Genomic DNA, 23,008 nt, shown 5'->3' on the forward strand with positions numbered 1-23,008 from the left:
CATCATGCTGAACCGTTGCTCTGCGCTGCAGCTAGACCTCAACCATGCAAAGACAGTCCTTTCGAGGCACGGTAGGCCTGCACGTAGCCAGTGGCCACTGCGCGCACCGCTCTTCCGATCTGGCGGTAGGCACTATCATCCAAATTGGCAAACGATACCCGCGCCGACCAGTTAGGCGCGTCAAAGCCCGATCCATTCAGCAACACGATCCCGTGGTCCTGAGCCAGTTTGAAGGATATATCCAACGGGTGCACATTCTCCTTGATCCACTCGACCACCTCTTCACCGACGTATTTGCGAAGCCAGAATTCGAAGTCGATAATACCGTAGTATTTGTCGAACAGCGGATTTTCGGGAACTTCAATGCCCATCCCTTCGACCAGCTCGTCAAAGCGATGTTTCAGAATACCCCAGCAGAATTTCTGATAGGCCTTCTCTTCGTCCATAAGCTCGACGAGTGAAAACAAGGTCATCATCACCTGTTGCGGCAGCGATAGACCTGCAGTGTGGTTCAGCGCAACATCGCGGCTGTCGGCGACGATCCTGTCGATGAACTTGAACGAGGATGGATCAGGCGTCAACGTTTCGTAGCGTGCGTTGACGATGGCCTTGGTTTCATCCGGAGCATCCGCAATCATCTTGTCGAAGATGTTGTTCTCGGCCACCAAAATCGCGCCCAGACGCCATCCGGTGCACCCAAAATACTTGGAGTAGGAATAAACCCCGATGGTGTTCTCGGGCAGATGCCCCAAGATCGACTGAAAGTTTGGAACGAAGGTCCCGTAAACATCGTCAGTCAAAATGATCAGGTCCGGGCGGCGGGTCTTTACGAACTCGACGAGCCGCGCCGAGACCTCTGGGCTGATAGCGACGGAAGACGGATTGCCCGGGTTGACCAGAAAGAGTGCTTTGACCTTCGGGTCGGACAGAATTTCGAAGTCTTCGTCGTTCAGTTGAAAGTGGTCCTCTTCTTTCGAAGAGACATCCACTGTATTTAGCCCATAGTCTTCAAGGACGGGCATTTCCAGATAGGGCGTGAAAATCGGCGTACCCAACGCAATGGTGTCACCGGCATTCAGCAATCGCTGGTTCTTGAGCGCTTTGAAGATGTAACACATCGCTGCGGTTCCGCCCTCAACCGCGTAGATATCGAACTTCGCATCCGGTCGGTGCCCCGCGCACATCGCCCACATAATGTATTCGTGGACAATAATTTCGTTGTGTTCCATGCAACGGTCGGGCATCGGGTAATGGTCGCCGACAATACCGTCGGTCAACTCGAGCACAAAATCGTCAGGCGTAAATCCAAATTTCTCAATCGCAAAATCAACTGTGGCCACCAAAGTATCCGCACCAGGAGGGCCGTTTCCTTCAACCGATTTGGCGCAATACGTCTTTAGCCTGTCATAACATCCTGGCCCTTGCGGCATCCCAGCCAGACCAACCTCCGGCTCATTCCGATGGCGCTGAGCTTCTGTCAAGGCGAACTGTCCCAAAAGGAAAAATGCTTCCCGCGCTTTGGTAGCGATCCAGTTGGGGTTCCCTCGACCGGCATTTAGGTATGGCAGAGCCATCTGCCGCGCCTCTTTTTGCGCCAACTTGATAAGTTCGTCTTTGATTTGGAAAGGACTTAGGTTTTCAAATTTATGCAGGTTGAGCGATTCTGGCATGACATCAAATCCTTGCGTTAAAATAGATGACCTGGTTCAGCGGATCGCATGCAGGGCAATGTGTCAATTAAAACAACACCAATTGAAGAGGCCGGTGAGAAGCGGAGGATTGTTTGTCTTCATTGGAAGCCTTAGCTGTAAACATTCTACAAGGTAGTCAGAATGATAGAAATTGTGCTGAAGCTCTGCGCTTGGAACTGACATTCCAAATGAAATTGGACAATTCGCTAGATTAAGCGAGAAAGCCATTGGTCGGGACCGTTGAGGTGATTTCAGCGAACCGCAGGTTTGTCCGCAATCTGCGAGTACGATCATTTCCAGATTGCGCGAATGCCACGAACGACGGCAATGCAGCGCGACCGCGGCGTCAGAGCTGCGTGACGAATGTCTCTTATAGGCCGTTCAAGCTGTCGCGCGGGTCAGCTATTCGCCCGCAACCCTGCCCGCTGCGCGCTGCGACCCAATCCAGACAGCGATGCATCCCACGACCAACACACAGATACAAATCTGCAAAAGCTGCTCGTATTTGTGCCCATCAATGAGGACCTGCGCCACAAAACCCTGCCCACGGAACAGGTAAGCCATTGCGCCAAGCATGGCGGCGGCAAAGCTGACAAGATACGCCCAGAGGGCCACCTGTCGACCGCCAATAAGCCCAGCCAGCAGGATCGGCGTCAAAAACATCGAGGCGGTGCCCGAGACCGCTACGGCATCAAACAGGGTCTGGTTACCCCAGAGCGTCAGCGCCGCGCCCGCGACTGCGAAGAGGGCCATGGCAATGCGCCCACCGGTTAGGGTGCGAGGGGCTAGGCGCAGTTCTTCAACCACCAGTCGCGCGGCCGAAGACAGCGCGGAATCCAGCGTCGAGAGCGCCGACACCAGGAGTGAAACCAAAAGCGCCATAAAAACCCAGCCCGGCAGGGACTGCGCCCAGGTGCTGATCAGCTCGCCCTCATATGCCGCCCCATCCAGTGCCGCCTGAATGCCAAAGAACCCAAATGCCACGATGCAAAGCGAGGAAATCCAGAACGCGTGCAAGAAGCTCTTCCGGGTTGTATCGCTGTCCGCAATAAACCCACGATCCATCATGACCGGATCATGCACGGGATAGGAGAACACCTGCAGAAAAGCCACGACCAGCAAAACCCAGCCATTGTGCGGGCCCGAAGTGCCTTCAGCGGTCAAAACCGCGCCCAGATCAAAGTGGGGGCTGAGAACCAGCGCGACAAAGGCCAAGGCGAAGACCACAAGAAAGACCGCCATCTGCAGAACATCCGTCCGAAGCGCTGCACTGAGCCCGCCCCAGGCCGAATAGGCCAGCGCCAATAGCCCGACCAAAAGGATCGAATACATGCCGATATTGTCGCTGTCAGGTGCTAGTGCGCTAAAGATCAGACCGACCACGATCAGGTTGGCAAAGACCTCAGACAAGAGTCTGAGAGCAATCACGAGGTTATAGCACCCTGTTCCCATGGTTCCGAAACTGTCGCGGAGCCAATCCTGAACCGACCGTGCACCCCGCGCGCGCAACCGTTGCACTACAAAACCACCAGTCAGGAAGGAGCCGTAATACGCGGCATAGGCCAAAACCCCTGCGATGCCGTAGAAATAGCCCAGAATGGCAGAATTCATGAGGGAGCGAGCAAAAATCCAAGTTGTGACTTGGCTCAGCACCAACGTCCAAAGGCCTGGCGCGGCTCCTTCGTTGGTTGTCCCACCAAAGAAGCCCGAAACCGAAGCACGCCGAGGCGATGCCCAGAGACTTGCCAGAATGACGGCACCGAATAGAACAATAATCGCCGAAACCTGCATGGATTCTCCTGCTGTTGATCTGTGGCGCAGCTAACAGGCAAGTTCGCCAACGACCATTCAATTGAACGTGAAGCTGATTGTGGGCGTTGTGTCGCAAACTTCTTGGAGGGCGGTGTTTGTGGAATTGGCAACATGATATTAACGGGGCGGCGTCAGTTGATCGGGCAAACCAAAGGCAGCATGAACACTAAGTTGCATGCTGCTACAGATAGTCTGGGATGCCCGATACGCTTCGCCATATCCGCCAGGCAGTTCGGCGACTACACGGGCGCTCGGGCTCTGATGATTAGCCCGGAACCTGATATTCGCACGACGGCAGCGAATGAGGGCTCTTTCCGTGGACTGTGAGTTCGGCCGCCTAAGAATTTCGATCCTTTGGCGAACGGCAGGTTTGATGGGCCGCAGCGCAGCGTCGGCGTGCTATAACCAATGGCAGGAATGGGCCCAATTTGGCAGATCGCAAACTACACAAATGATTGAACAAATTACAAGATACAGCGACTGATCTGCAGCCCTGGATCTCACTTCGTTCACAAAAGAAAATATGACTTGGGTTGCCCTCAGATGCCGAATACTCACCCCTTTTCTGGTCTAACTACGACGGTTGGGTCAGGTTCGTGTGACGTTCAACAGGAAGGCAATTGCGGAGAAAGGAGCAGCCATATATTTTTTGTAAATTGCTATTAAACATATACAAAATTTTGTCATCTAAAATGCATACCACCCAATATACCTCACTTAACATTGGAGCCAACGCTTCAATGCCTCAGGTTCGAGCATGACGGAACGACTGGTGAAACACATGAATAGCAGACACTCATACAAAGTGCAGCGAACGTCTTCTTCGAGCCCAGTTTGACCGATGCTGCAATGTGCATAGAGGTCTGGTCTCAAATTTTGCAAGGATGGTGTTCATTGAGCGTTTGCATGGTTGGATCTTGGGCAATCCTAAATTTATTCATTGGCGGGTTATGTCCTACTAAATCAAGCTATATTAAGCCTAGCGTCTCCGGCGAAACCGGGGGTAACACAATCCCACGCGGTACAAGCGAAAGGCTTCAATCATTGATTCCTCTAGCATAAAAAAGCCCCCAGATTTGGGGGCGAGAGTAATAGGAGGAGCGATTGTTAGGGATGCATTATTGTGGATTTACGACCAAAGTGCCGGACTTCATGGCGTCAATCAGTTTGTTGACTTCATCCACAACGCCCACCGGGATATCTGGGTGGAACGACCCGATCCGCATGGCCAGTTCATTGCCCATATCCGCCCGGTAGAGTGCACCTTCCAGTTTTCCAGCAGCTGCCAGTTCCAGATAGGACCGCATGTTGCCTCGGACATCCAGAATAGCGGACTGCAGGATTTCCGGCCATTCGTTGATCGCATCACGATAGATACCGATGCCATAGACGCCTTTTTCCTGAACGGCTTGCATCGAGCCCAGCGTCGCACTGTCCATTGTCGGCCAGACGACATCAGCGCCTTGGGAAATTTGGTTCAAGGCAGCTTCTTTGCCCTTGGCGATGTCATCCCAGTCGCCGGTCCAGGTAACCAGAACTCTGACGTCCGGATTGGCCGCTTTGGCGCCCGCTTCGTAGCCAGCAACCGTGTCGGTCGTGAACTTGAACTGCTGCGCCGCGATGATGCCGATGGTGCCTGTGTCTGACATGGAGCCAGCAATGTAGCCCATCAGATAAGCGATTTGGCTGAAATAGAAATCCGCGTTGGCAATGTTGTCTTTGGTGCCCAGTCCGTTGTTCACCATGAACATGGTTTCCGGGAAGCGGGCTGCGACACGTTCCACTGCGTCCTGGAATTCACCGCCGTGACCGATCACAAGGTCATATCCCCGGCGTGCGTAGTCACTCAGGACTTCGATTTGTTCCGGCTGATGCACGCTTTCGGAAAAGGCGGCTTCAAACCCGAGCGCTTCACCTGCCTTGGTGAGACCTTCAAATCCAGCTTGGTTCCAGCCATTATCGGAAATCGATCCGGGCATAACGATCGCGGCGCGTTCGATCCCGTTAGCGGCCGCAGGCCCGGCCAACATCAGTGCCGCAAGCCCCGCCAATAGTTTGGACATCAATTGCATTGTTATTCTCCCATATTGGATATGTTTTGTCAGGGTGACGGGAGGATCGCGACGTGAAAAACGATGGTTTCTCACGTCACGGCTGAGATTTATCGATGCTCCCGGTCGTAGGGCAGTCCGACGCTTGCAGGTGCGCTGGCCTTGGCGCCGAGGACCACGAGTGCGATGAGCGATGCGAGGTAAGGCAAGATCAGGAAGAGCTGATAGGGAATCTCTGGCGAGGTGAATTGCAGCTTGAACTGCGCCGCGTCACAGAAGCCGAAGAAGAGCGCCGCGCAGATCGCACCAATGGGCGACCAACGTCCCAAGATGATTGCCGCAAGCGCTATGAAGCCTTTGCCCGCGCTCATGCCTTCCGCGAACACATAGACTTGCGACAGGACCAGATGCACTCCGGCCAGTGCCGCGAGGGCTCCGCTGACTGCAATCGCGAGATACTGCATGCGAAAGACAGGAACCCCGGCCAAGTCCGCGGCCTTCGGGTTTTCGCCAACGGCGCGCAGGTCCAGACCCTTGTGGAATTTCATCAGCCAGCACCAGGCTGCTATTGCCAATCCGATCAATAGGTAGAACAGCGGATCCTGGGAAAACAGGGACGGGCCAACGACGGGAAGATCTGACAAGAAGGGAATATTGATCTGCGAGAAACCGTTTACCCGCGCCCCTCCGGCCTGAGCCCCGAATATCTGACGGGACAGAAAAGCTGTGAGACCGGCCAGCAGCAGGTTGAGCGCGATACCGCCAACCAGCTGGTTGATGCGCAGCCGAATGGACATATACCCAAGCAGCAGGCCTGAGATCAGGCCGCAAATGATCCCGCATCCGAGCCCGATCATGGCGGAGCCCGTTGCGAAAGAACCAGCAGCAGCACCAAGCGCTCCGGCTAGGATCTGACCTTCGAGGCCGATGTTGTACAGCCCGCCACGTTCCGCAATCACCCCGCCAAGGGCAGCAAAAGCAATTGGCGTACCCAATCGGGCGGTTCCGGCAAGGACGTCGCCCAGCAAAACAAGATCAATCATAGCCTATGCCTCCTTCTTTTGGCGTTGTATTTGGCGGCGCAGCCGCAGGTTTCTTGCCAGGGGTTTCAGAATGGATGCTGACCTGGTTCGCGGTGTCACGAGGGCGGCGGCGACAAGAACCACGACGAGCCCCTCGACCACTTCGATGACGGAACTGTCGACCCCGACGGCACGTTGCATCGTTCCCGCGCCGGCAGAGAGCCCGGCAAGGAACAGCGCGGTCAAAGGCGCGACAATTGGGTTAAGAGCCGCAAGGAAGGCGACGACAATTCCGTCATAGCCGTAGCCATCGCTAAACAGGTGGAACAGGCGATACTTCAACCCGATCACCTCGATTGCGCCGGCCATGCCTGCAAGGCCGCCGCCAATCAACATGGCGCGGATGATGGTCTTTTTCTGGTCCACGCCGGCATAGGCCGCAGCGCGCGCATTGCGCCCCACGAGGTCCACGTGGAAACCCGATGGCGTGAAGCGCAGCCAGAAATACAAGATGACCGTCATGGCCAGCCCGAATACAAAGCCCACATGGGTATCAGATCGCGGCATCAGAATAGGCAGGCGATAGGCTTCTGAGACTTCCTCGGAATAAGGATATGGTGCGCCTTCGGCCAATAGCGGCCCCGCCACGGCGTAGCTGACGATGTGGATTGCAATGAAGTTCATCAGCAGCGTGACAATCACCTCATTCGTGCCCCGATAGGCTTTGAGATAAGCAGGAATTGCCGCCCAAAACGCCCCGCCGATGGCGGCGGCAAAATATATCAGCGGCACGCCCAATAGACCGGGCAGATCGGGGATCGCTAAAGCAAAGACGGCGCCGAACAGCCCGCCAATATAGATCTGTCCCTCGCCACCGATGTTGAACACACCGGCGCGCATCGGAATGATCACGGCCAGCCCGGCCAGAAGCATCGGCGAGGCTTTGACCAAGGTGTTGGAGAAGCCCCAGTAATTCAGGAAAGATTCCAGAAACAGAACCTTATAGGCCTCAAACGGGTTGTGCCCGTCCAGCAGGATCAGCACCCCGCCAACACTCAGCGCTAAAAGCAAAGCAATCGCAATCCGGCGTTGCATGGTGAATCTGTTCATAATACCTCCTCCGGCGCTGCGGTCATCAAGAGCCCGATGTCTTGAAGAGTTGTGTTTTCTGGATCGACAACACCCGTGATCCGGCCGAAGGCCATCACGGCGACGCGGTCAGAGATGTCGAGCACATGTTCAAGTTCAGTGGAGATATAGAGAACCCCCACGCCGCTTTGGGCGACGGCACGGATCTGGTTCTGAACAAACTCCGTTGCGCCGACATCAAGCCCTTTAGTCGGCTGTACGACGACCAAAAGATTGCGCGCCCGGGCCACTTCACGGGCCAGAACGATTTTTTGTTGATTGCCACCGGACAAAGCCGAGGCGTTCAATTTCGGGTCAGGGGGCCTGATGTCAAAGGCCGCGACCACGTCGCTTGCGATCTCGTGCATTGCGCGCCGGGAAATCAGACCGCCAGACCTGAACCTGTCTTCGCCAATGGATCGAAAGGCCATATTTTCTTCGACACTGAGCGACAGGACCAAGCCCTCGGCATGGCGGTCCTCGGGCACGAAGCCTATGCCATCTGCAATGCGCGAAGCGATTGAGGCGCTTGATATCTCCGTGCCATTAAGGTGGATGGCGCCGCTGGTTTGCCTTTTGAGGCCGGTGATCACCTCGCTCAGCTCCGTCTGGCCATTGCCGTCGATCCCGGCGATTCCAAGGATTTCGCCAGCCTTCACAGAGAGGGTCACATCTTGCAGGATTTCCGCGCCGCCTGGATCGGTCAGGCAGACATCAGAGACAACCAGAGCGTCCGGTGCTGAGCTGGTGTCGTTGCGCACCTTTTTGGCCTTGGGCGTCTCGACCGTTTCGCCGGCCGGCTTTTCTCCCATCATAAGCGCTGACATACGGGCCATGGGCGTGGTCGCAACCGGAAGAACTCCCTCGACATGCCCATGGCGCATTATCATGACGCGATCGGCAATTTCGCGGATTTCATCGAGCTTGTGGCTGATGAAAAAGACAAGGCAGCCGTTGGCGACCAGCTTGCGCACCCCTTTGAGAAATGGCGCGACTTCGGTAGGGGCAAGAACGCTGGTGGGTTCATCCAGGATCAGGATCGATACATCGCGAAACAGCGCCTTTAGGATTTCCACCCTTTGCTTCATGCCCACAGGCATTTCCGTGACGCGGATGTCGAAATCGACGTTAAAGTCAAAGTCGCTGCAAAGCTGCCGAATGCGCGCCCGCGCTTCGGCACCCCTCCTAGTGCTGGGCAAGCCGATCAGAATGTTCTCTTCGGCGGTCATCGCTCCGACCAGGCTGAAATGCTGGTGGATCATGCCGATCCCATGCTCAATAGCTCTTGCTGGGCTGGTCACCGAAACAGGTGTTCCGCCCAGTTTGATTTCGCCGTTATCGGGCTGATACAGACCGATCAGAACGCTTGCGAACGTGGTTTTCCCCGCTCCGTTCTCGCCCAAAATCGCAATGCACTCGCCCTTCGAGGCCAGCAGATTGACGTCGTGCAATGCACGAACGGCGCCAAACGACTTGCCGATGCCGGTGACTTTCAAAAATGGATCCAAGACAACCTCCCAACTTTCACGCAAATTCAAGAGAGAATGCCCTATCTTCTCAAATTAGATGTTTTCACCTCACAGCTGAGAATTTCGCCCACATGTGAACTGGCAATCGGGTTAGAGTAGAGCGACGAAATAGCATCGCATCAGGAGAGCAAAACCGCGCGTCATGGCGAAGATTCCGTCGTTGAAAAGCATTCAGGCCTTCGAAGCGGCCTGCCGGCATCTGAGTTTCAAGGATGCCGCCGATGAACTATGCGTTACTCCGACTGCCATCTCCCATCAGATCAAATCGCTGGAGGATCAACTTGGGGTGCCCCTGTTCCACCGGCTGACCCGCGCCTTGAAACTGACGGAGGATGGGGCCAATTACGCGCCCCACATCATTGAGGCCTTCAAGAACATCGAAGCCGCCTCTCTCGCGCTGGAGGAAGACGACCTTGCGGGCACATTGACAATCTCAACAACCGGGTCTTTTGCCGCCAATTGGCTTAGCCCGCGGCTGCGAGGCTTTTACGAGAAATACCCAGAGATTTCGGTAAGGGTTCTGTCAAGCGATCAGCTGGTGGATTTCAAATCCAGCGATGTGGATGTGGCCATTCGGTATGGCTTTGGCGATTATCCTGACAGCAATGTGGCTTGGGTCTTGAATGACTGGGTGGCCCCTGTCTGCAGCGTGGAAAAGGCGAAGTCACTGAGTTCCCCCGAAGATCTTCTGAAGTCTCGCCTGATCGAATACCAATGGAGCGGGTTTTCCGATGCGGATCCGAGTTGGGAGCGCTGGATGGATGCGGTTGGCTTGCAGACTGGTGATGTCGAGCCCTATGTCACCTATTCCGAGGAACACATCTGCTTGCTGACGGCAAGCGATGGTCATGGTGTGGCCCTGGTCAGCCTTTTGGCCGCCGCGCGTTTTCTGGAACGCAATATGCTGGTTGCTCCCTTTGACACGGCATTGAAGAACAAGAGCTATTTTCTCGTCTGCCCGGAAACTTACGCCAATCGTGCACGCGTTCGTGTGTTCCGGGAATGGCTATTGGACCAAGCAGATGAGTTTCGCGACAGCGCCGTAGGTCAAAGGTTTTTTGAAGATTAGCGCGTCCGCAACGATCTAATCCGTCGCTTGAATTTTTGTCATTTCTAAATTGCCGGGAAGCATGCGTTTCTGAACCCCTAATCAGGAGTTCTTGCGCATGCAAAGTTTTGACCCTTCCCAACCCGATGGTTTCAATCAAACACTGGACAGCACGGTCTCTGCCGACGGCGTCCCGGTCATTGCAGAACGGTATACAGTGCCAGCACGTTACGGTGTCGCGGTGCGTTTGACAGCCGGGCAGACTTTGACCATCACCAATCCGACCGGCCGGCAAGTCTGCGATTTCTGGGCGTTCAATGCGGCAGAGCTGCATGAATTTATTTCAATGCCGCATGTGCACACGGATCTTCTGTCTGTTTTCCCAAAGGTCGGCGACAGGTTGGTCAGCAATCTGCGCAATCCTCTTTTGACGCTGACCCAAGACACATCGCCGGGTGTTCATGACACAACGATCGCCGCTTGCGATGCCAACCGGTACAAGCAATTGGGCGTCACTGATTACCACGACAATTGCGCCGACAACTTGAGGCAGGCCTTGCTTGCTATCGGGAAAAAAGCACCGCATGTGCCAGCGCCCTTCAATCTGTGGATGAACGTCCCAGTTCACCCTGATGGCAGCCTTGCCTGGGCTGCGCCAGTGTCAAAGCCGGGGGACAGCATGACCTTCAAAGCTGAGATGCCAGTCTACGCCGTGATGTCGGCCTGCCCGCAGGATGTCACTCCAGTAAACGGGGACGAAGGCAAGCCGAGCGCGCTGGAATTTGTTGTTCATGACGGCTGATGGCGGCGACATATTTTCCGCCCGCTGGATCATCGAAGATGCCTTTCACAGTCACAACGACTACGCGCTTTATGTTCTAGACGGCAGAATAGCTGGCTTGGCGCCTCTGGCCGAATTAAAGTCACGTTATCCCAGCGCAAGGGTGCACTCGGACACAAACACTGCGATCCTGCCCGGGTTTGTGAATGCGCATCACCATTGCTATGGGGTGAACCTGATCAACCAAGGGATACGGGATGACCTGTTAGAGCCTTGGATTTTCGCCTCCGCTGGCGCAGCTGACGTTGCGCCGCGCCTCGCCACCGAATACGCGGCAATGCGCTTGCTGAAGAATGGGGTAACGGCTGTTGTGGATGCCTGCACCGCGGGTCACACAGCGGCCTTTGCCGAAGCGAAGATAAGGGACAAAATCGCCGTATATAATGGGCTTGGCCTGTCCTGTGCCATCGCGCCAGGCGAGAGATGGCACAACCAGCTTGTGCATCCATACGGGCAAAGCCAGTCGTTTCTGACCACCTTGCCCGTGGTTCTGCGATGCAAACTGCAGCGCCAGCACGTTGCGCGCGCACGTATTGAACCGCAAAGCTTTGTGCGGCTTCTGTCCCGGATGCATGGCAAATACGCGGCTTCTGAATGCGCTGATGTGTGGTTTGGCCCCACGGCACCGCATTGGACGGGCCAAGAGACCCTGCGCGACATCGCCAGGGAGGTTCGCGAAAGCGGCCAGCGCATTCACACCCATGCCGAGGAATCTCGGCTGCAGCACCTGTCGGCTACAGCCAGGAGTTTTCAGGGTGCCGTCGCAGAATTGGGTAAAGCTGGCCTGCTTTCTGACGGCTTATCCTTGGCGCATATGGTCTGGGCGGACGAAAAAGATCTGGCGCAAGTGGCCGAGGCGCGCGCGCATATCGTGTGCAATCCCAGTTCCAACTTGCGGCTGCGGTCCGGCATTGCACCCGCGCCATTGATGAAGCGGATGGGCATTGACCTCGCACTGGGGATGGATGGGACCAGCCTGGCAGGTGATGACGATATGTTCGCCGAAATGCGTTTGGCGCAAAGCCTTTATTGGTCAAGTGATCGGGCAAACCTAAGCCTGACCGCGAAGGATGTTTTCGACATGGCCACTATGGGTGGCGCGCGTTTGATGGGTATGGATCACAGCATCGGAAGCCTGTCCGCCGGCAAACTCGCCAACTTTTTAATCCTGCGCCTGGACCGTCTTGAAGGGCCCTGGTTGGACCCCGGCATTGATCCGGTTGAGCTGTTGGTCAGCTCGGCAAAATCCACGGATATCCAGAGCGTCTTCACCGGCGGACAGCTGGCCGTTTCGCACGGCGAAGCCATCAAGTGCGACGAAAAGAAAATTCTTCAAAACATCACCGACGGCATGCAGCGCGCCGCGGATCAAAGGTTGAGCGCCAGTGAATATGCCGCCGTCAAATCCGCATTGCAGCGCTGGTATGACGATTGGCTGACGAAAAACGCCCCGCAATAGTGACAGAGGAGCAAGACCATGCAGAAGAAAATTATCTGGCCGAACGGCGCGCGATGCGCCTGTGCGATCACCTTTGATATCGATGCGGACAGCCTGATCCATATCGCAAAGCCGGTCGACGGGCATGATCGCCTCTATCCGATCTCCATGGGGCGCTACGGGCCGACGGTTGCCATCCCTCGGATTCTGGAAACCTACAAACGTCTCGGGCTGAAACAGTCCTTCTTCGCCCCCGGATGGGTCGTGGAGCAATATCCAGATGCTATGCAAGCCATCCTGAAAGATGGTCATGAAATCGGCCATCATGGCTATTTGCACGAAGACCCGACAAACCATAGCGCGTCTGAACAAGCCTATTGGTTTGAACGCGCGCTGGAGTCGCATAAGCGGGTTCTGGGCAATGTGCCAAAAGGCTATCGCGCGCCGGTTTACAATGTGACGCAAGCCGTCATCGACTTGCTGAACAAGCATGAATTCGACTATGACAGTTCGCTGATGGCGGATGATGTGCCATATCTCATGCGATCCGGCGGGCGGACTTTGGTAGAACTTCCGTCGCATTGGGGGACCGACGATTGGCCGCAATTCGCCCATTTTGAGGAGATTGGCTACATGATGCCCGTCGCCGGGCCACGCGCCGGGCTGACCCCATTTTGGGAGGAATTCGAAGCCCAATACGAAGAAGGCGGCTTCTGGATTGCCATCTGGCATCCGTTCCTGACCGGGCGTTTGGCGCGGTGGCGGCAGGTGGAAGACTGGATGGAAACTATCTTGAACAGGGGCGACGTCTGGTTCGCCACTCTCGGAGAGATCGCGCAGCACGTGCGCACGCAATATGAGGCAGACCGGCAAAGCGTGCGGGTTGAAGAACTGCCCTATTATCAGGCTCCGGTCCTGACGGCATGAATATCCTTCAGCGGGCGCGCGACTTCCTGGCTTCGCTCGACGCGCAGCGCGAGGTTTTCCTTGGCGTTGCGTCAGATAGACTGTTGCAGGATGCCCGATCCGCCGCCGCGCGGCAGGCCTCAGGGAATCTGCTTGGCCCGTTGGACGGCCAGTTTCTTGCGGTGAAGGCCAATATCAACGTGCAAGCGCTCCGAAGCCATGGGGGATCTTTGGCCATCGATCCTCAGCCAGCAGACAATGACGCCCCGATCGTGGCCAGGCTCCGGTCTGCGGGCGCGATCATTCTGGGCCATGTGAACATGTCGGAGTTCGCCTTCTCCGGGCTCGGAGTCAATCCGCATTTCGGCACCCCTCTGAATGCGTTGGATAGCACAATGGTGCCTGGGGGGTCCTCAAGCGGATCGGCGTCAGCCGTTGCCTTGGGCTTGGCCGACATCGCCTTGGGCACAGATACCTCCGGCTCCGTGCGCATTCCGGCCGCCTGTCAGGGCCTGGTTGGGTTTCGCCCAACTATGGACCGCTATGAAAGCGCCGGGATTTTACCTCTGGCGCCTTCTTTGGATACGCCGGGCTCACTCGCTTTACACGTCAGTCAGATTTGCGCTGTGGATCGCGTTTTGTCGGATTGCAAAGAAACCGGGCACGCCTGCCGTCAAATTCTGTGCCTGAAGGAAGATGCTCTGGTGGGATTTACCCCGAAAATCAAGGCTATGTACGAACAAGCACAGCAGCATTTGTCCGATCATGGCATCGAATTGGAAAGGGTTGATATCCAAAGTTTCACTCGAGTCACGGAGATCTTCCAAACCCATGGAACGCTGGTGAGTGCCGAAGCCTTTCGTCTTTTGCCGAGTTTGGTCGGAGACCAGCAGGCCAGACTGGACCCGAATGTGCGGGATCGCCTTGCTCAGGCGGCTTCAATCCTTGGCACAGATCTGCAGGCATTGCTGGAAATCCGGCGGGCCCTCATCCCGGACTTTGGCAGGGAACTGGCAGGGAAGATGCTGCTTTACCCGACATTGCCGTCGTACCCGCCGTCTGTTCAGGCTGTGACCCGCGATAAAGGGGTCTTTGCACGGGAAAACGCTCTTATCCTGTCGGTATCGATGAAAACCGCTTTCCTCAATGCCCCAACAATTTCAATTCCAGTTGGAGAACGGAGACCGGGGGTCAGCCTATCCTTGAGCGGCGGCGCAAACAGGGACGCGGATGTACTTGCGACAGCGTCTCATCTGGAGAAGATTTTTTCTGAGATTAGAGATGGGTGAGGTCAGTTCACTCTATTCAGAATTCTCTTCATTTGTACCTGCGCGTCCCTGGCTTCACCTTTGAATGGATCATTGCAAACTGACTAGGTGACAAGATGACCACAATCCTTAGAATTGACGCCAGCGTGCGCCGCACCGACAACCCTGTTGCAGCCTATAACTCCATTTCCCGCGCTTTGGCGGACAGTTTCGTGGAAGAATGGAAAACGGTTGATCCGGACGTCGAAATTATTCTGCGTGACGTCGGAATGACTCCGCCGGATTTCATTTCCAACGATTGGATCGCGTCCGTCTTCACAGCAGAAGAGGAACGCACTCCTGAACAGAGCGCCTTGGTCAGCTTGTCTGATACGCTGATTGACGAGCTCGACCGCTCCGACATCCTTCTGATTTCGACGCCCATGTACAACTACGGAATGCCCGCAGCCCTGAAGGCTTGGTTTGATCAGATCATCCGGATCAACAAGACATTTACGTTTGATTTGGCGCGCGGCGACTTCCCTCTGGAACCGATCATGTCCGGCAAAACACTGGTGCTGCTGACATCGGCCGGCGAATTCGGCTTTGAGGAGGGTGGAATTCGAAATGACTCGGGTCACCTTTCTGCGCATATCAGCACATTGCGCAAGTACCTGGGCGCAGAACGCATGTTCGAAGCCGCGGCCGAGTATCAGGAATTCGCCGATGAGCGTCACAAAACTTCGGTTGCCTCAGCTCAGGCCCAGGCACGTCACATTGCGCGTGAGCTTGCCTAACCGTTAGCCAGCTTCTGGAAAGTAGAACCTGATGAAATGAACAGGTTCTACATTTCCAGTTGGTCACAGCTCAAGGTGTGTGAAGCAGGTGATTTTTCCTGCGCCCTTACTTGAGTGGTTCAAGTCGCTAAAGATACGAAACGGCAGCGAATGTAGTTGTGAACCTTCATTTCGGATTGGTAGACAGTTTAAACCAATTTCTTGAATCAACATCCCCGTGTTCAAACTCCAGGTTCGAAAGCGGACTTTGCTATGCTGCGTTTTAACGGCAGATTTGTCCGCACGGCGGTCATTGATGCGCTGCTTAGCGAACGACCGCTCCGAGCCCAAACCAAAAAATGTCGCGCGGCAAATGATTGGCCACTTTTAAAGATTCGAGTTTACGTCTCCCAGACTTTCGCGAGTGTATCTTCGTCGATGTTCACGATTTGGTTTGCATTAGGAAACCCTCCGTTCGTGACGTCTGCGAATTTTTCACGGTAGGCGGCGACACGTTCATCTTGTAGCCTGTCCCGCTCTCCGGCGAAGCTACGGTAGGTTTTGGCATGGCGCGGGATATAGCCGCGGTTTTCGCCCAACAAATTAGCCGAGAACAGATATTGCGCGTCGCATCCACCGCCTGACCGCAGCGAGACCGTCGGCATAGATGTGCGTTTGGTGATCTCGATTGCAAGACCTGCGGCCACGACCTCCATCTCTACGGCGAACGCACCGGCGTTCTCGAACTCCTGAACTTGCGTCCGGATCATCTTGGCTTGTTCCAGCGTCTTGCCCACCGCCTTGAACCCGCCCGTCCAAGCTGCCTTGGGCGGGCAAGACCCACGTTGCAAATGGCAGGAACACCGTGATGGGCAAGCGCCTCCACGACCCATGGGTTGTAGCCGCAATAGACAGATTGAGCGCCTGCCATCATTGCGGCCATGGCATCGCGCAACGCCTCTGTTACGTCTGCGGGTATGCCCCATGGTAGGCCAAACTGGAAATGCGTGTCGGGCACAGCTTTGGCAGAATGGCCCTGCTCTGGTACAAAGGCTGAGCCGATTATGTCTATACCCGCTTCGCGCGCCGCAATCGCTTCTTTTTCGCGGGCGACCTGCACGTAGTTGATTGTGCGTTTGCCTTTGGCCTCCAGCAAGTCCTTGACTGTCATGCCACCCAATTCATTTGGCCCCGTTGGTAAATTTCTTGCGCCGCTCGCGGATTTTCGCGTCAGATTCTACGGTGCCATCATGGAATGAACCGAACCACTTGTCCCAAGGCAATTCGAGCGAGCCATAGTTACACTCAAAATAACGATGGTGCATCTGGTGATGGAATGTTCCCAACTTCAAGCGGTTCTTGTCCTTGATCATCATGCCTTCAAAGCCCGTATGCGTCGTCGCAGCCGTCAGCGCGTAATATTGCAGGTGGAACAGAATGTGCAGCGGGTGTGCCGCAACAATAAAATGGATCAGCACCGACCCAAGAAAGATCAAATGTTCTACCGGATGCATCGCCATGCCCGACCAAGGCCCTACGTTGATGTTGCGATGGTGCAGTGCATGCACGTGTTTGTAGAAGAACGGGATGTGCAGGAAGCGGTGAATCCAATAGAAATAGAAACTTTCCCAAACGGGGATCAGCAGAAATAGAGCGATGAACCAGATGGGGTTCGCTGCCCATGTCAGCATCGGTGCATAACCGTTGGCCATCGCCCAGAACATCAGCACCTCATAGAACGTCCAAACTGTGACGCCACTGGCGATGGTCCAGAACATGTTGTCGCGGATTTGCCCGCCCAGCGTGAACTGTCGCCCGTTTTTCATCAGGGGACGCGGGTCGTATTTCAACTCCTGGCCCTGTTTGGTGAAGGTATAGAAATAGAGGTGAAGCCCTCCGGCGACGAGTGTCATCAATGCGACGTTACGGATGAACATCTCGGCAATCCAACCGAACGCCAGCGTTTGCGTTTCGGCTAAGGGGGGGTGGAACCAATAGAACGAAATGCAGGCAATCGCGACGACGATTAATCGTTCGGTGAGGAAGAACCAAGAGTTCCAGAACCATGCGACCATCGCCATTGGGCGCGGGGGCCAGCTAAAGAATGGCGACACTTGCAGCGGGACATTTGGCGTGTGGTTCCAGCCTTTGAGTGGTGCGCCAGACATCAATGGTCTCCTAGAAAAGCAGCGCATTTACGTTGGCATGATTTGTTTCACCGGAAAAATAGTATTAAAAGACAAACATCATCATAAATTCAGAGATAAAGATGCCGCTAACCCTTAAGGCCATGGAATATTTCACAACCGCGCTGCGTCATGGCAACATTGCCAAAGCGGCGGCGGAACTGAACATTGCTGCCTCTGCAGTATCCAGCGCGATTGATCAGGTCGAGGCAGAATTTGATCTGACACTTGTGATCCGCCAACGCGCGCGTGGTATTCAGCCGAACGCAGCGGGACGCGACGTGGCGCGGAAATGCGAGCATTTGTTGGAAGACTACCGGTCACTTCTGATTGAGGGCGCGGAGTTGAAGCAATCGCATAGTGGAACGCTTAGGGTAGGCTACTATGCTCCCATCGCCCCAGCGTTTCTACCGCAGATTTTTGATACGTTCTTGTCTCACCGCACAGGTGTCACGCTCGAATTGCAAGAATGTAACAATGATGAAGTACAGGACGGGCTGCTCTATGGGACATACGATGCCATTTTGTTTGTCGCAGAGGGTGTAAGGCCCTCCATCGAATTTACCCCCCTCATCACAGCACCGCCGTACTGCTTGCTGCCACAGTCCCATCCATTGGCAGACCAAGATGCAGTCACGATGGCTCAGATTTCAAAGGAACCTTTGGTTGTGCTGAACCGCCCCTTGGCCGCTTCCTATTACAAAGGTCTGTTTCAATCCCGCACAAGGCAAGTGCCAATCGCGGCCTACGCGAACTCGACCGAAATGGTACGCAGTCTTGTGGCAGCGGGGAGGGGATGCGCAATCCTAAATATGCTGCCTTTAACGTCCGAGACGTATGTTGGTGCGCCTGTCGTCGCGCGCCCGATTTCAGATACTTTGCCGCCACTAACGCTGGCCCTCGGCTACGACAGTGCGCGTCCAAGACGGATCGTTCAAGAATTCGCTCAAGCTTGCCGAGATTACTTCTCTGAATCCGGGTCAACACAATGCGTTGTCTTGAGCTAGTCCTAGACAGGCGACCATTGGGGCGCATGCAGCGAAATGATGTAGTGTCCGCAAAGTTGACGCTCAAGCAAGTTGCAGCGGACGACCGCAGTGAGCCCTAACCTGCTCGTGCTGCGACTTACATATATGTCCGCTTCCGTGAAGCTTACTAGAATGGCGCATTGTCAGCTTTATGCCTGCTGAGAATTGTCGTCATAGTATCGACAGCAAAAACACTCATCAAAAACCAACAGATTGACGACAGATCAAGGGAACCCCGCACGCATATAAACGATGATCTTCCAAAGGTCTTCTTCGCTCAGCGCTTCCTTGAAGGCTGGCATGTCTGTTCCGAAGCGTTCGCCGCCCTCGGAAATTGCCCAAAGAAGGTACTCGTCCCCCGACATCGGCATCTGAACGAACCATCGTAGGAGAGCGGGAGAGGGCGCGAGCGAACGTCCGGCTTCACCATCGCCCAAACCCTCAGCTCCATGACAGCTTGCGCAGTTTTCCGTATATAGCGTCTTGCCCTCCGAAACATTCTCGGGCGTTGCACGAATGGTGCTCCGAGCCCCGCGGTAGGCTGCGGGCACGTCCTCGTTCATATACGTCCAATGTCGTTGCATGCGCTGCTGCTGGCCAGGCCCCATATTGCCGTGCCCCCAACCACGCATGTGCTCAGACCTCATGTGGTTAGATCCCATTGGCCCGTGACCCCACCAATCTCCTCGTTGTTGTTGTGCGCAACCCACTGTAGCAATGGTGATAGACAGAACGCTTAAGGTAAGAGTGCGTAATCCAAGCTTCGTCATCTTCTCCTCCTTACTGTTTCCGCTCGATGAACGTCGCCTCAGGCCGCTTCGTAACTCTTGAACACCTCGGTGCTACCGTCCTTGAGGATCAAAAACACGTCGTAGGCCTCACGACGATCTTCCGGCCCCATCCCAGGGGAACCGTAGGGCATGCCAGGAACAGCAAGTCCAACAGCACTGGGTTGCTCCTCCAGCAGACGACGAATGTCTGCAACCGGCACATGCCCCTCGATCATATAGCCATCGATCTCGCCTGTGTGGCAGGACATCATTTCTTCGGGAATGCCGTTGTCCAATTTGTGGCGGACAAGCTGTGTTCCAAAGCTGCGCTCCTCGGTAATGCGAAAGCCTTCCTGCCGCAGGATGTCGATCCAAACCTGGCAACAGCCGCAGTTCGGATCCTTGAGAACACGGACGGAAGGCGTGTCTTGCGCAAACGCGGCAAATGGTACTGTGCTGGCAAAGCCAGCGGCGTAAGTCAGTACTTGGCGGCGTTTCAGGTTCATGGCGAGAGTCCTTGGTATTTCCAACTAAATTGAGCCGATTTCGTATCATTCGAGATCAAAGGTCATAATCCACGTCAAACATGCTCATGTTCGCCAACTTCCCGACGCTCGGCGAGCGCTTGGCGCACGATCTGGAAAGCAGAGGAAAGAAACAACGTTGCCATGACCGCCGCAACAATCAGGTCAGGCCAACCGCTAGCTGTGCCCCAGACGCCTAAAGCTGCAAACATAACGGCCACATTGCCAATGGCGTCATTACGCGAACATAGCCAGACAGAGCGCACATTTGCATCGCCGTCCTTGTAACGGACGAGCAAGAGAACACTTGCGAGATTGGTCATAAGAGCGAAAAAGCCAACGATGCCCATGATCTCGGCCTCCGGCACTCCGACATAGAACACCCGGTACACGGTCGATCCAAACACCCAAAGACCCATCAGCAGCAAGCTCACCCCTTTCGCCAGAGCGGCATTGGTGCGTGCACGGATTGAAGCCCCGATCACTGCCAGCGAGATACCGTAGGTCAAAGCATCCCCAAGGAAGTCTAGAGCGTCGGCCTGAAGTGCCTGAGACTTTGCATAGTGACCGGCAGTCATCTCGACGACGAACATCACCGCGTTCAGAGCAATGACAATCCACAGCCTCCTTTTGTAGTCGTCTGATACGCCGTCGAATTTGGCGTTGTGTCCGCAACATGCTGACATTGGGAAGCCCTTTTTGTATCTGTCGTGACCATAGTGTAGTGTCTCTAGTTACTAGAGGTTCAAGAGGTATTTTCATGTTTTCTATCGGGGAGCTTTCCAAGCGCACGAAGGTCAAAGTTCCGACTATCCGCTACTATGAGGAAATGGGCCTGCTTGCCGCACCAGAACGCACCGAAGGCAACCAACGGCGCTACGATGTGGCAGGGCTAGAGCGTCTCAGTTTCATCAAGCATGCACGCGATCTTGGTTTCTCAATTGAAGCGATCTCCGAATTGATTGTGCTTCAAGGCCACCCGGATCGTTCATGCCAAGCCGCAACGGACATCGCCGTCTCACAACTTTCCGAAGTAAGAGCAAAGATCAAACGACTACGGGCTCTTGAAAAAGAGCTGGTTCGGATTTCGAAGGGCTGTGATGACGAAGGAGTGTCAGAGAACTGCTATGTGCTCGCGTCTCTTGCCGATCATAAACTCTGTCACCACGATCACTAAACTATGAGCGGACATTGCTTTAGTCCCAGCGAAAGACTGTTTTGTCCGCACTGCGGTCGTCTTCGAACCGCGTCTCGAATGGCAGCTTTCTGCAATCACCGGCTGATTGGCAACGTCATAACGAACCGGGAACATCACTGAACGGGTGTTATGTGAAGCGATCTCTGGTTGAGTGCATCCCTTACCCGCGGATCAAACGAACCATTACTTCAATCGCCGGAGAGCAGTCATCGATCCTGCGTGCAGAGAAAGGTTGCGACGTTGCGTGTCACCGCCATTGCATACCGGGAAAGGCGTGCCCGATTTGAGCTGCTCGCGGCCTTATGCGTGAGCACTCAACGGAATCACTTTCGACGGCCTGTTAGGTTCCGCTATCTTCCTTTGCCGCGCCGCTCGAAAAACAAAACCCGCCGCCAAAAGACAACGGGTTTTCTCGCGACAATGAGGGAAGATGACCATAGCATCCGCGAACCTCAATGCCTATCGTGGCAAAACTACTTATGGGGAACATCAGGTGTCAACGCAGATATTCAAATTCAAGCTTGATGTCACAGGCACCTTGCGTGCCAAACTGATCTCTGATCGCTGCAACTTTGTTTCAATGTGCTGTTGACAGTATGAACGACGGCGCTGTGCCACATAAGTAGGTTTGATCTCGGTTTCGACATTGGTACGCACCGCTAATGAACCGGACCAATCGGGTTGTGCTGAACAGCATTTAGCTTCTCATCTCGGTGGCGAGGTTTGTGAGTCTCTGAGTGTCACAGCAGGTGCACTTCAAAGCAGCCTGTCACCCGTCAGGATGGTTCTCATTCGAGCCACCCAATTCAAATAGTCCCTGCTTCTTTAAACGGCGTATGAACGCAATATAATTCACAACCCAATCGATCTGAGCCGCCTCTGCCGTGGCGTACGCGGCCGCAATCATCTTGAGTTGCGTTTCAAGGTCTTCTGCGAGTTCTGCACCACTGATGCCCAGACTGTTTCTGGCCTCCCACAATGCGACAGACTCTGCACAGCCTTCTTCCCACATCTCATCGAGAAAGGCTTTAGCATCAAATTCAGGATCTTTCTCACCCAGCTTTTCCACGGCCTCCCATAGTGGTTTGAGCCGCTCAAAAAGACTTTTCTCGCTATCAGCCATTACCTTGTGACCTCCATTTCAGCATTTTCGATTCTCGGCCGAACGAATGCTGATGCGTCTTGCATACCTAAGCTCAGCGTCGCTGATTGTGCCAACCGTTTCATCCGCCTGTGTCGACCAATAAATCAGAAACCCCGGCGCCCTCCTTGCATCTGTCCCGCTCATAAGCCTCAACGTCCTCAACGGCCACAAGCAATCCCGTCACTCGACTTTGGCTGTGCTTCATTCGCTTCTGACGGACAGGCGCCACTGCATCGAATTGGTGCTTCGTCCGCAGACCGTGAGTTCGACTTGCTTCGAATTTCGCTCGCGCGGCGAATGTCGGAAATGCGGGCTGCGGACGAAGCATCGTGACTAGTCGGTGAATGGCTGGTTTGGGCCGAGTGATGGCTAGCAGCCAACCTAAAGAGCTGCACCAAACTCCACTGCCAGCAACTGATCTGCAGCTCTGGGTCCCATTCTATTTCCAGAAGAATATTTGAATTGAGGGGTCTTCTGATGTCGAACGTTCATCACGTTTCTGGTCCAACTATGACGGTTGGGTCAGGTTCGTGTGACGTTCAACAATCTGTCGGGCGACACATAGTTTTGCCATTTGGCGACATCTAAGTAATTGATTTTATGCAAATTTGGTTTTCTGAAGCGCGCAAACTTTGCCATTTGCGACTCAAAGGCTTTCCATCAAATCAG

21 protein-coding genes are annotated in these 23,008 nt (G+C 54.8%); 8 read left to right on the forward strand and 13 right to left on the reverse strand.

The genetic code is table 11. The annotated features are described in order from the left end of the window. Nucleotides 1-38: 38 nt before the first annotated feature. The 6 genes from AC2FJ6_RS12230 to AC2FJ6_RS12255 all read right to left on the reverse strand — a co-directional run bounded on the left by AC2FJ6_RS12230 (nucleotide 39) and on the right by AC2FJ6_RS12255 (nucleotide 9,212). Nucleotides 39-1,670, reverse strand: coding sequence for a bifunctional aspartate transaminase/aspartate 4-decarboxylase (locus AC2FJ6_RS12230; protein WP_170773690.1), 1,632 nt, complete (start codon nucleotides 1,668-1,670; stop codon nucleotides 39-41). Between the two features lie 423 nt (nucleotides 1,671-2,093). Further along, complete coding sequence (locus tag AC2FJ6_RS12235) at nucleotides 2,094-3,482, reverse strand: SLC5/6 family protein (RefSeq protein WP_170773688.1); 1,389 nt, start codon at nucleotides 3,480-3,482, stop codon at nucleotides 2,094-2,096. Nucleotides 3,483-4,621: 1,139 nt separating this feature from the next. Beyond that, nucleotides 4,622-5,575, reverse strand: coding sequence for a BMP family protein (locus AC2FJ6_RS12240; protein WP_496669175.1), 954 nt, complete (start codon nucleotides 5,573-5,575; stop codon nucleotides 4,622-4,624). A gap of 89 nt (nucleotides 5,576-5,664) precedes the next feature. After that, nucleotides 5,665-6,597 carry an ABC transporter permease gene (locus AC2FJ6_RS12245; RefSeq protein WP_496669177.1) on the reverse strand — a complete coding sequence of 311 codons (933 nt, stop codon included), beginning with the start codon at nucleotides 6,595-6,597 and terminating at the stop codon, nucleotides 5,665-5,667. 3 nt (nucleotides 6,598-6,600) lie between these two features. Next, nucleotides 6,601-7,686, reverse strand: coding sequence for an ABC transporter permease (locus tag AC2FJ6_RS12250; protein WP_496669179.1), 1,086 nt, complete (start codon nucleotides 7,684-7,686; stop codon nucleotides 6,601-6,603). Then, nucleotides 7,683-9,212 (reverse strand): ABC transporter ATP-binding protein, encoded by a 1,530-nt coding sequence (locus tag AC2FJ6_RS12255; RefSeq protein ID WP_496669182.1) that lies wholly within the window; start codon nucleotides 9,210-9,212, stop codon nucleotides 7,683-7,685. The genes AC2FJ6_RS12250 and AC2FJ6_RS12255 overlap by 4 nt, the downstream gene beginning before the upstream one ends. A gap of 163 nt (nucleotides 9,213-9,375) precedes the next feature. Here AC2FJ6_RS12255 and gcvA point away from each other — a divergent pair, with 163 nt between their 5' ends. The 6 genes from gcvA to AC2FJ6_RS12285 all read left to right on the forward strand — a co-directional run bounded on the left by gcvA (nucleotide 9,376) and on the right by AC2FJ6_RS12285 (nucleotide 15,510). After that, nucleotides 9,376-10,302 carry a transcriptional regulator GcvA gene (gcvA, locus tag AC2FJ6_RS12260; protein WP_496669184.1) on the forward strand — a complete coding sequence of 309 codons (927 nt, stop codon included), beginning with the start codon at nucleotides 9,376-9,378 and terminating at the stop codon, nucleotides 10,300-10,302. A gap of 97 nt (nucleotides 10,303-10,399) precedes the next feature. Further along, complete coding sequence (locus AC2FJ6_RS12265) at nucleotides 10,400-11,083, forward strand: DUF1989 domain-containing protein (RefSeq protein WP_496669187.1); 684 nt, start codon at nucleotides 10,400-10,402, stop codon at nucleotides 11,081-11,083. Continuing rightward, nucleotides 11,073-12,581, forward strand: coding sequence for an amidohydrolase family protein (locus AC2FJ6_RS12270; RefSeq protein WP_496669189.1), 1,509 nt, complete (start codon nucleotides 11,073-11,075; stop codon nucleotides 12,579-12,581). Before AC2FJ6_RS12265 ends, AC2FJ6_RS12270 begins: the two co-directional genes overlap by 11 nt. An 18-nt stretch (nucleotides 12,582-12,599) precedes the next feature. Continuing rightward, on the forward strand, nucleotides 12,600-13,487 hold the full coding sequence (locus AC2FJ6_RS12275) for a polysaccharide deacetylase family protein (protein ID WP_496669191.1): 888 nt from the start codon (nucleotides 12,600-12,602) through the stop codon (nucleotides 13,485-13,487). After that, nucleotides 13,484-14,755, forward strand: a complete 1,272-nt coding sequence (locus AC2FJ6_RS12280; protein WP_496669193.1) for an amidase family protein — start codon at nucleotides 13,484-13,486, stop codon at nucleotides 14,753-14,755. The genes AC2FJ6_RS12275 and AC2FJ6_RS12280 overlap by 4 nt, the downstream gene beginning before the upstream one ends. 95 nt (nucleotides 14,756-14,850) lie before the next feature. Further along, a complete protein-coding gene (locus AC2FJ6_RS12285; protein ID WP_496669195.1) occupies nucleotides 14,851-15,510 on the forward strand; it encodes an FMN-dependent NADH-azoreductase in 660 nt (219 codons plus the stop codon). Between the two features lie 380 nt (nucleotides 15,511-15,890). On the opposite strand, the gene AC2FJ6_RS12290 is transcribed toward AC2FJ6_RS12285, so the two are convergent. From AC2FJ6_RS12290 to AC2FJ6_RS12300, 3 genes are read right to left on the reverse strand one after another with little or no spacing between them, the layout of a single operon-like run. Then, a complete protein-coding gene (locus AC2FJ6_RS12290; protein ID WP_331252127.1) occupies nucleotides 15,891-16,286 on the reverse strand; it encodes a 3-methyl-2-oxobutanoate hydroxymethyltransferase in 396 nt (131 codons plus the stop codon). Beyond that, a complete protein-coding gene (locus AC2FJ6_RS12295) occupies nucleotides 16,256-16,660 on the reverse strand; it encodes a hypothetical protein (RefSeq protein ID WP_170774028.1) in 405 nt (134 codons plus the stop codon). The genes AC2FJ6_RS12290 and AC2FJ6_RS12295 overlap by 31 nt, the downstream gene beginning before the upstream one ends. A 10-nt stretch (nucleotides 16,661-16,670) precedes the next feature. After that, complete coding sequence (locus AC2FJ6_RS12300; RefSeq protein ID WP_170774026.1) at nucleotides 16,671-17,657, reverse strand: sterol desaturase family protein; 987 nt, start codon at nucleotides 17,655-17,657, stop codon at nucleotides 16,671-16,673. Between the two features lie 122 nt (nucleotides 17,658-17,779). Here AC2FJ6_RS12300 and AC2FJ6_RS12305 point away from each other — a divergent pair, with 122 nt between their 5' ends. Then, nucleotides 17,780-18,682 carry a LysR family transcriptional regulator gene (locus tag AC2FJ6_RS12305; RefSeq protein ID WP_237217490.1) on the forward strand — a complete coding sequence of 301 codons (903 nt, stop codon included), beginning with the start codon at nucleotides 17,780-17,782 and terminating at the stop codon, nucleotides 18,680-18,682. Between the two features lie 245 nt (nucleotides 18,683-18,927). Here the strand turns inward: AC2FJ6_RS12305 and AC2FJ6_RS12310 are convergent, their stop codons facing one another. The 3 genes from AC2FJ6_RS12310 to AC2FJ6_RS12320 all read right to left on the reverse strand — a co-directional run bounded on the left by AC2FJ6_RS12310 (nucleotide 18,928) and on the right by AC2FJ6_RS12320 (nucleotide 20,683). After that, nucleotides 18,928-19,350: a c-type cytochrome gene (locus tag AC2FJ6_RS12310; protein ID WP_170474328.1), complete on the reverse strand. Its 423-nt coding sequence runs from the start codon at nucleotides 19,348-19,350 to the stop codon at nucleotides 18,928-18,930. 161 nt (nucleotides 19,351-19,511) lie between these two features. After that, nucleotides 19,512-19,979, reverse strand: a complete 468-nt coding sequence (locus AC2FJ6_RS12315; RefSeq protein WP_170417767.1) for a DUF411 domain-containing protein — start codon at nucleotides 19,977-19,979, stop codon at nucleotides 19,512-19,514. 74 nt (nucleotides 19,980-20,053) lie between these two features. After that, the gene (locus AC2FJ6_RS12320) at nucleotides 20,054-20,683 is read right to left on the reverse strand and encodes a cation efflux transmembrane domain-containing protein (RefSeq protein WP_170417770.1); all 630 of its coding nucleotides are present in this window, start codon (nucleotides 20,681-20,683) and stop codon (nucleotides 20,054-20,056) included. 74 nt (nucleotides 20,684-20,757) lie between these two features. On the opposite strand from AC2FJ6_RS12320, the gene AC2FJ6_RS12325 reads away from it, so the two are divergent. After that, nucleotides 20,758-21,174, forward strand: a complete 417-nt coding sequence (locus AC2FJ6_RS12325; protein ID WP_170417773.1) for a MerR family transcriptional regulator — start codon at nucleotides 20,758-20,760, stop codon at nucleotides 21,172-21,174. A 790-nt stretch (nucleotides 21,175-21,964) separates the two neighbouring features. On the opposite strand, the gene AC2FJ6_RS12330 is transcribed toward AC2FJ6_RS12325, so the two are convergent. After that, nucleotides 21,965-22,318 (reverse strand): hypothetical protein, encoded by a 354-nt coding sequence (locus AC2FJ6_RS12330; RefSeq protein WP_170773671.1) that lies wholly within the window; start codon nucleotides 22,316-22,318, stop codon nucleotides 21,965-21,967. Nucleotides 22,319-23,008 lie beyond the last annotated feature (690 nt).

The sequence above is a fragment of the Ruegeria sp. CDSA089 genome (genome assembly GCF_059612205.1).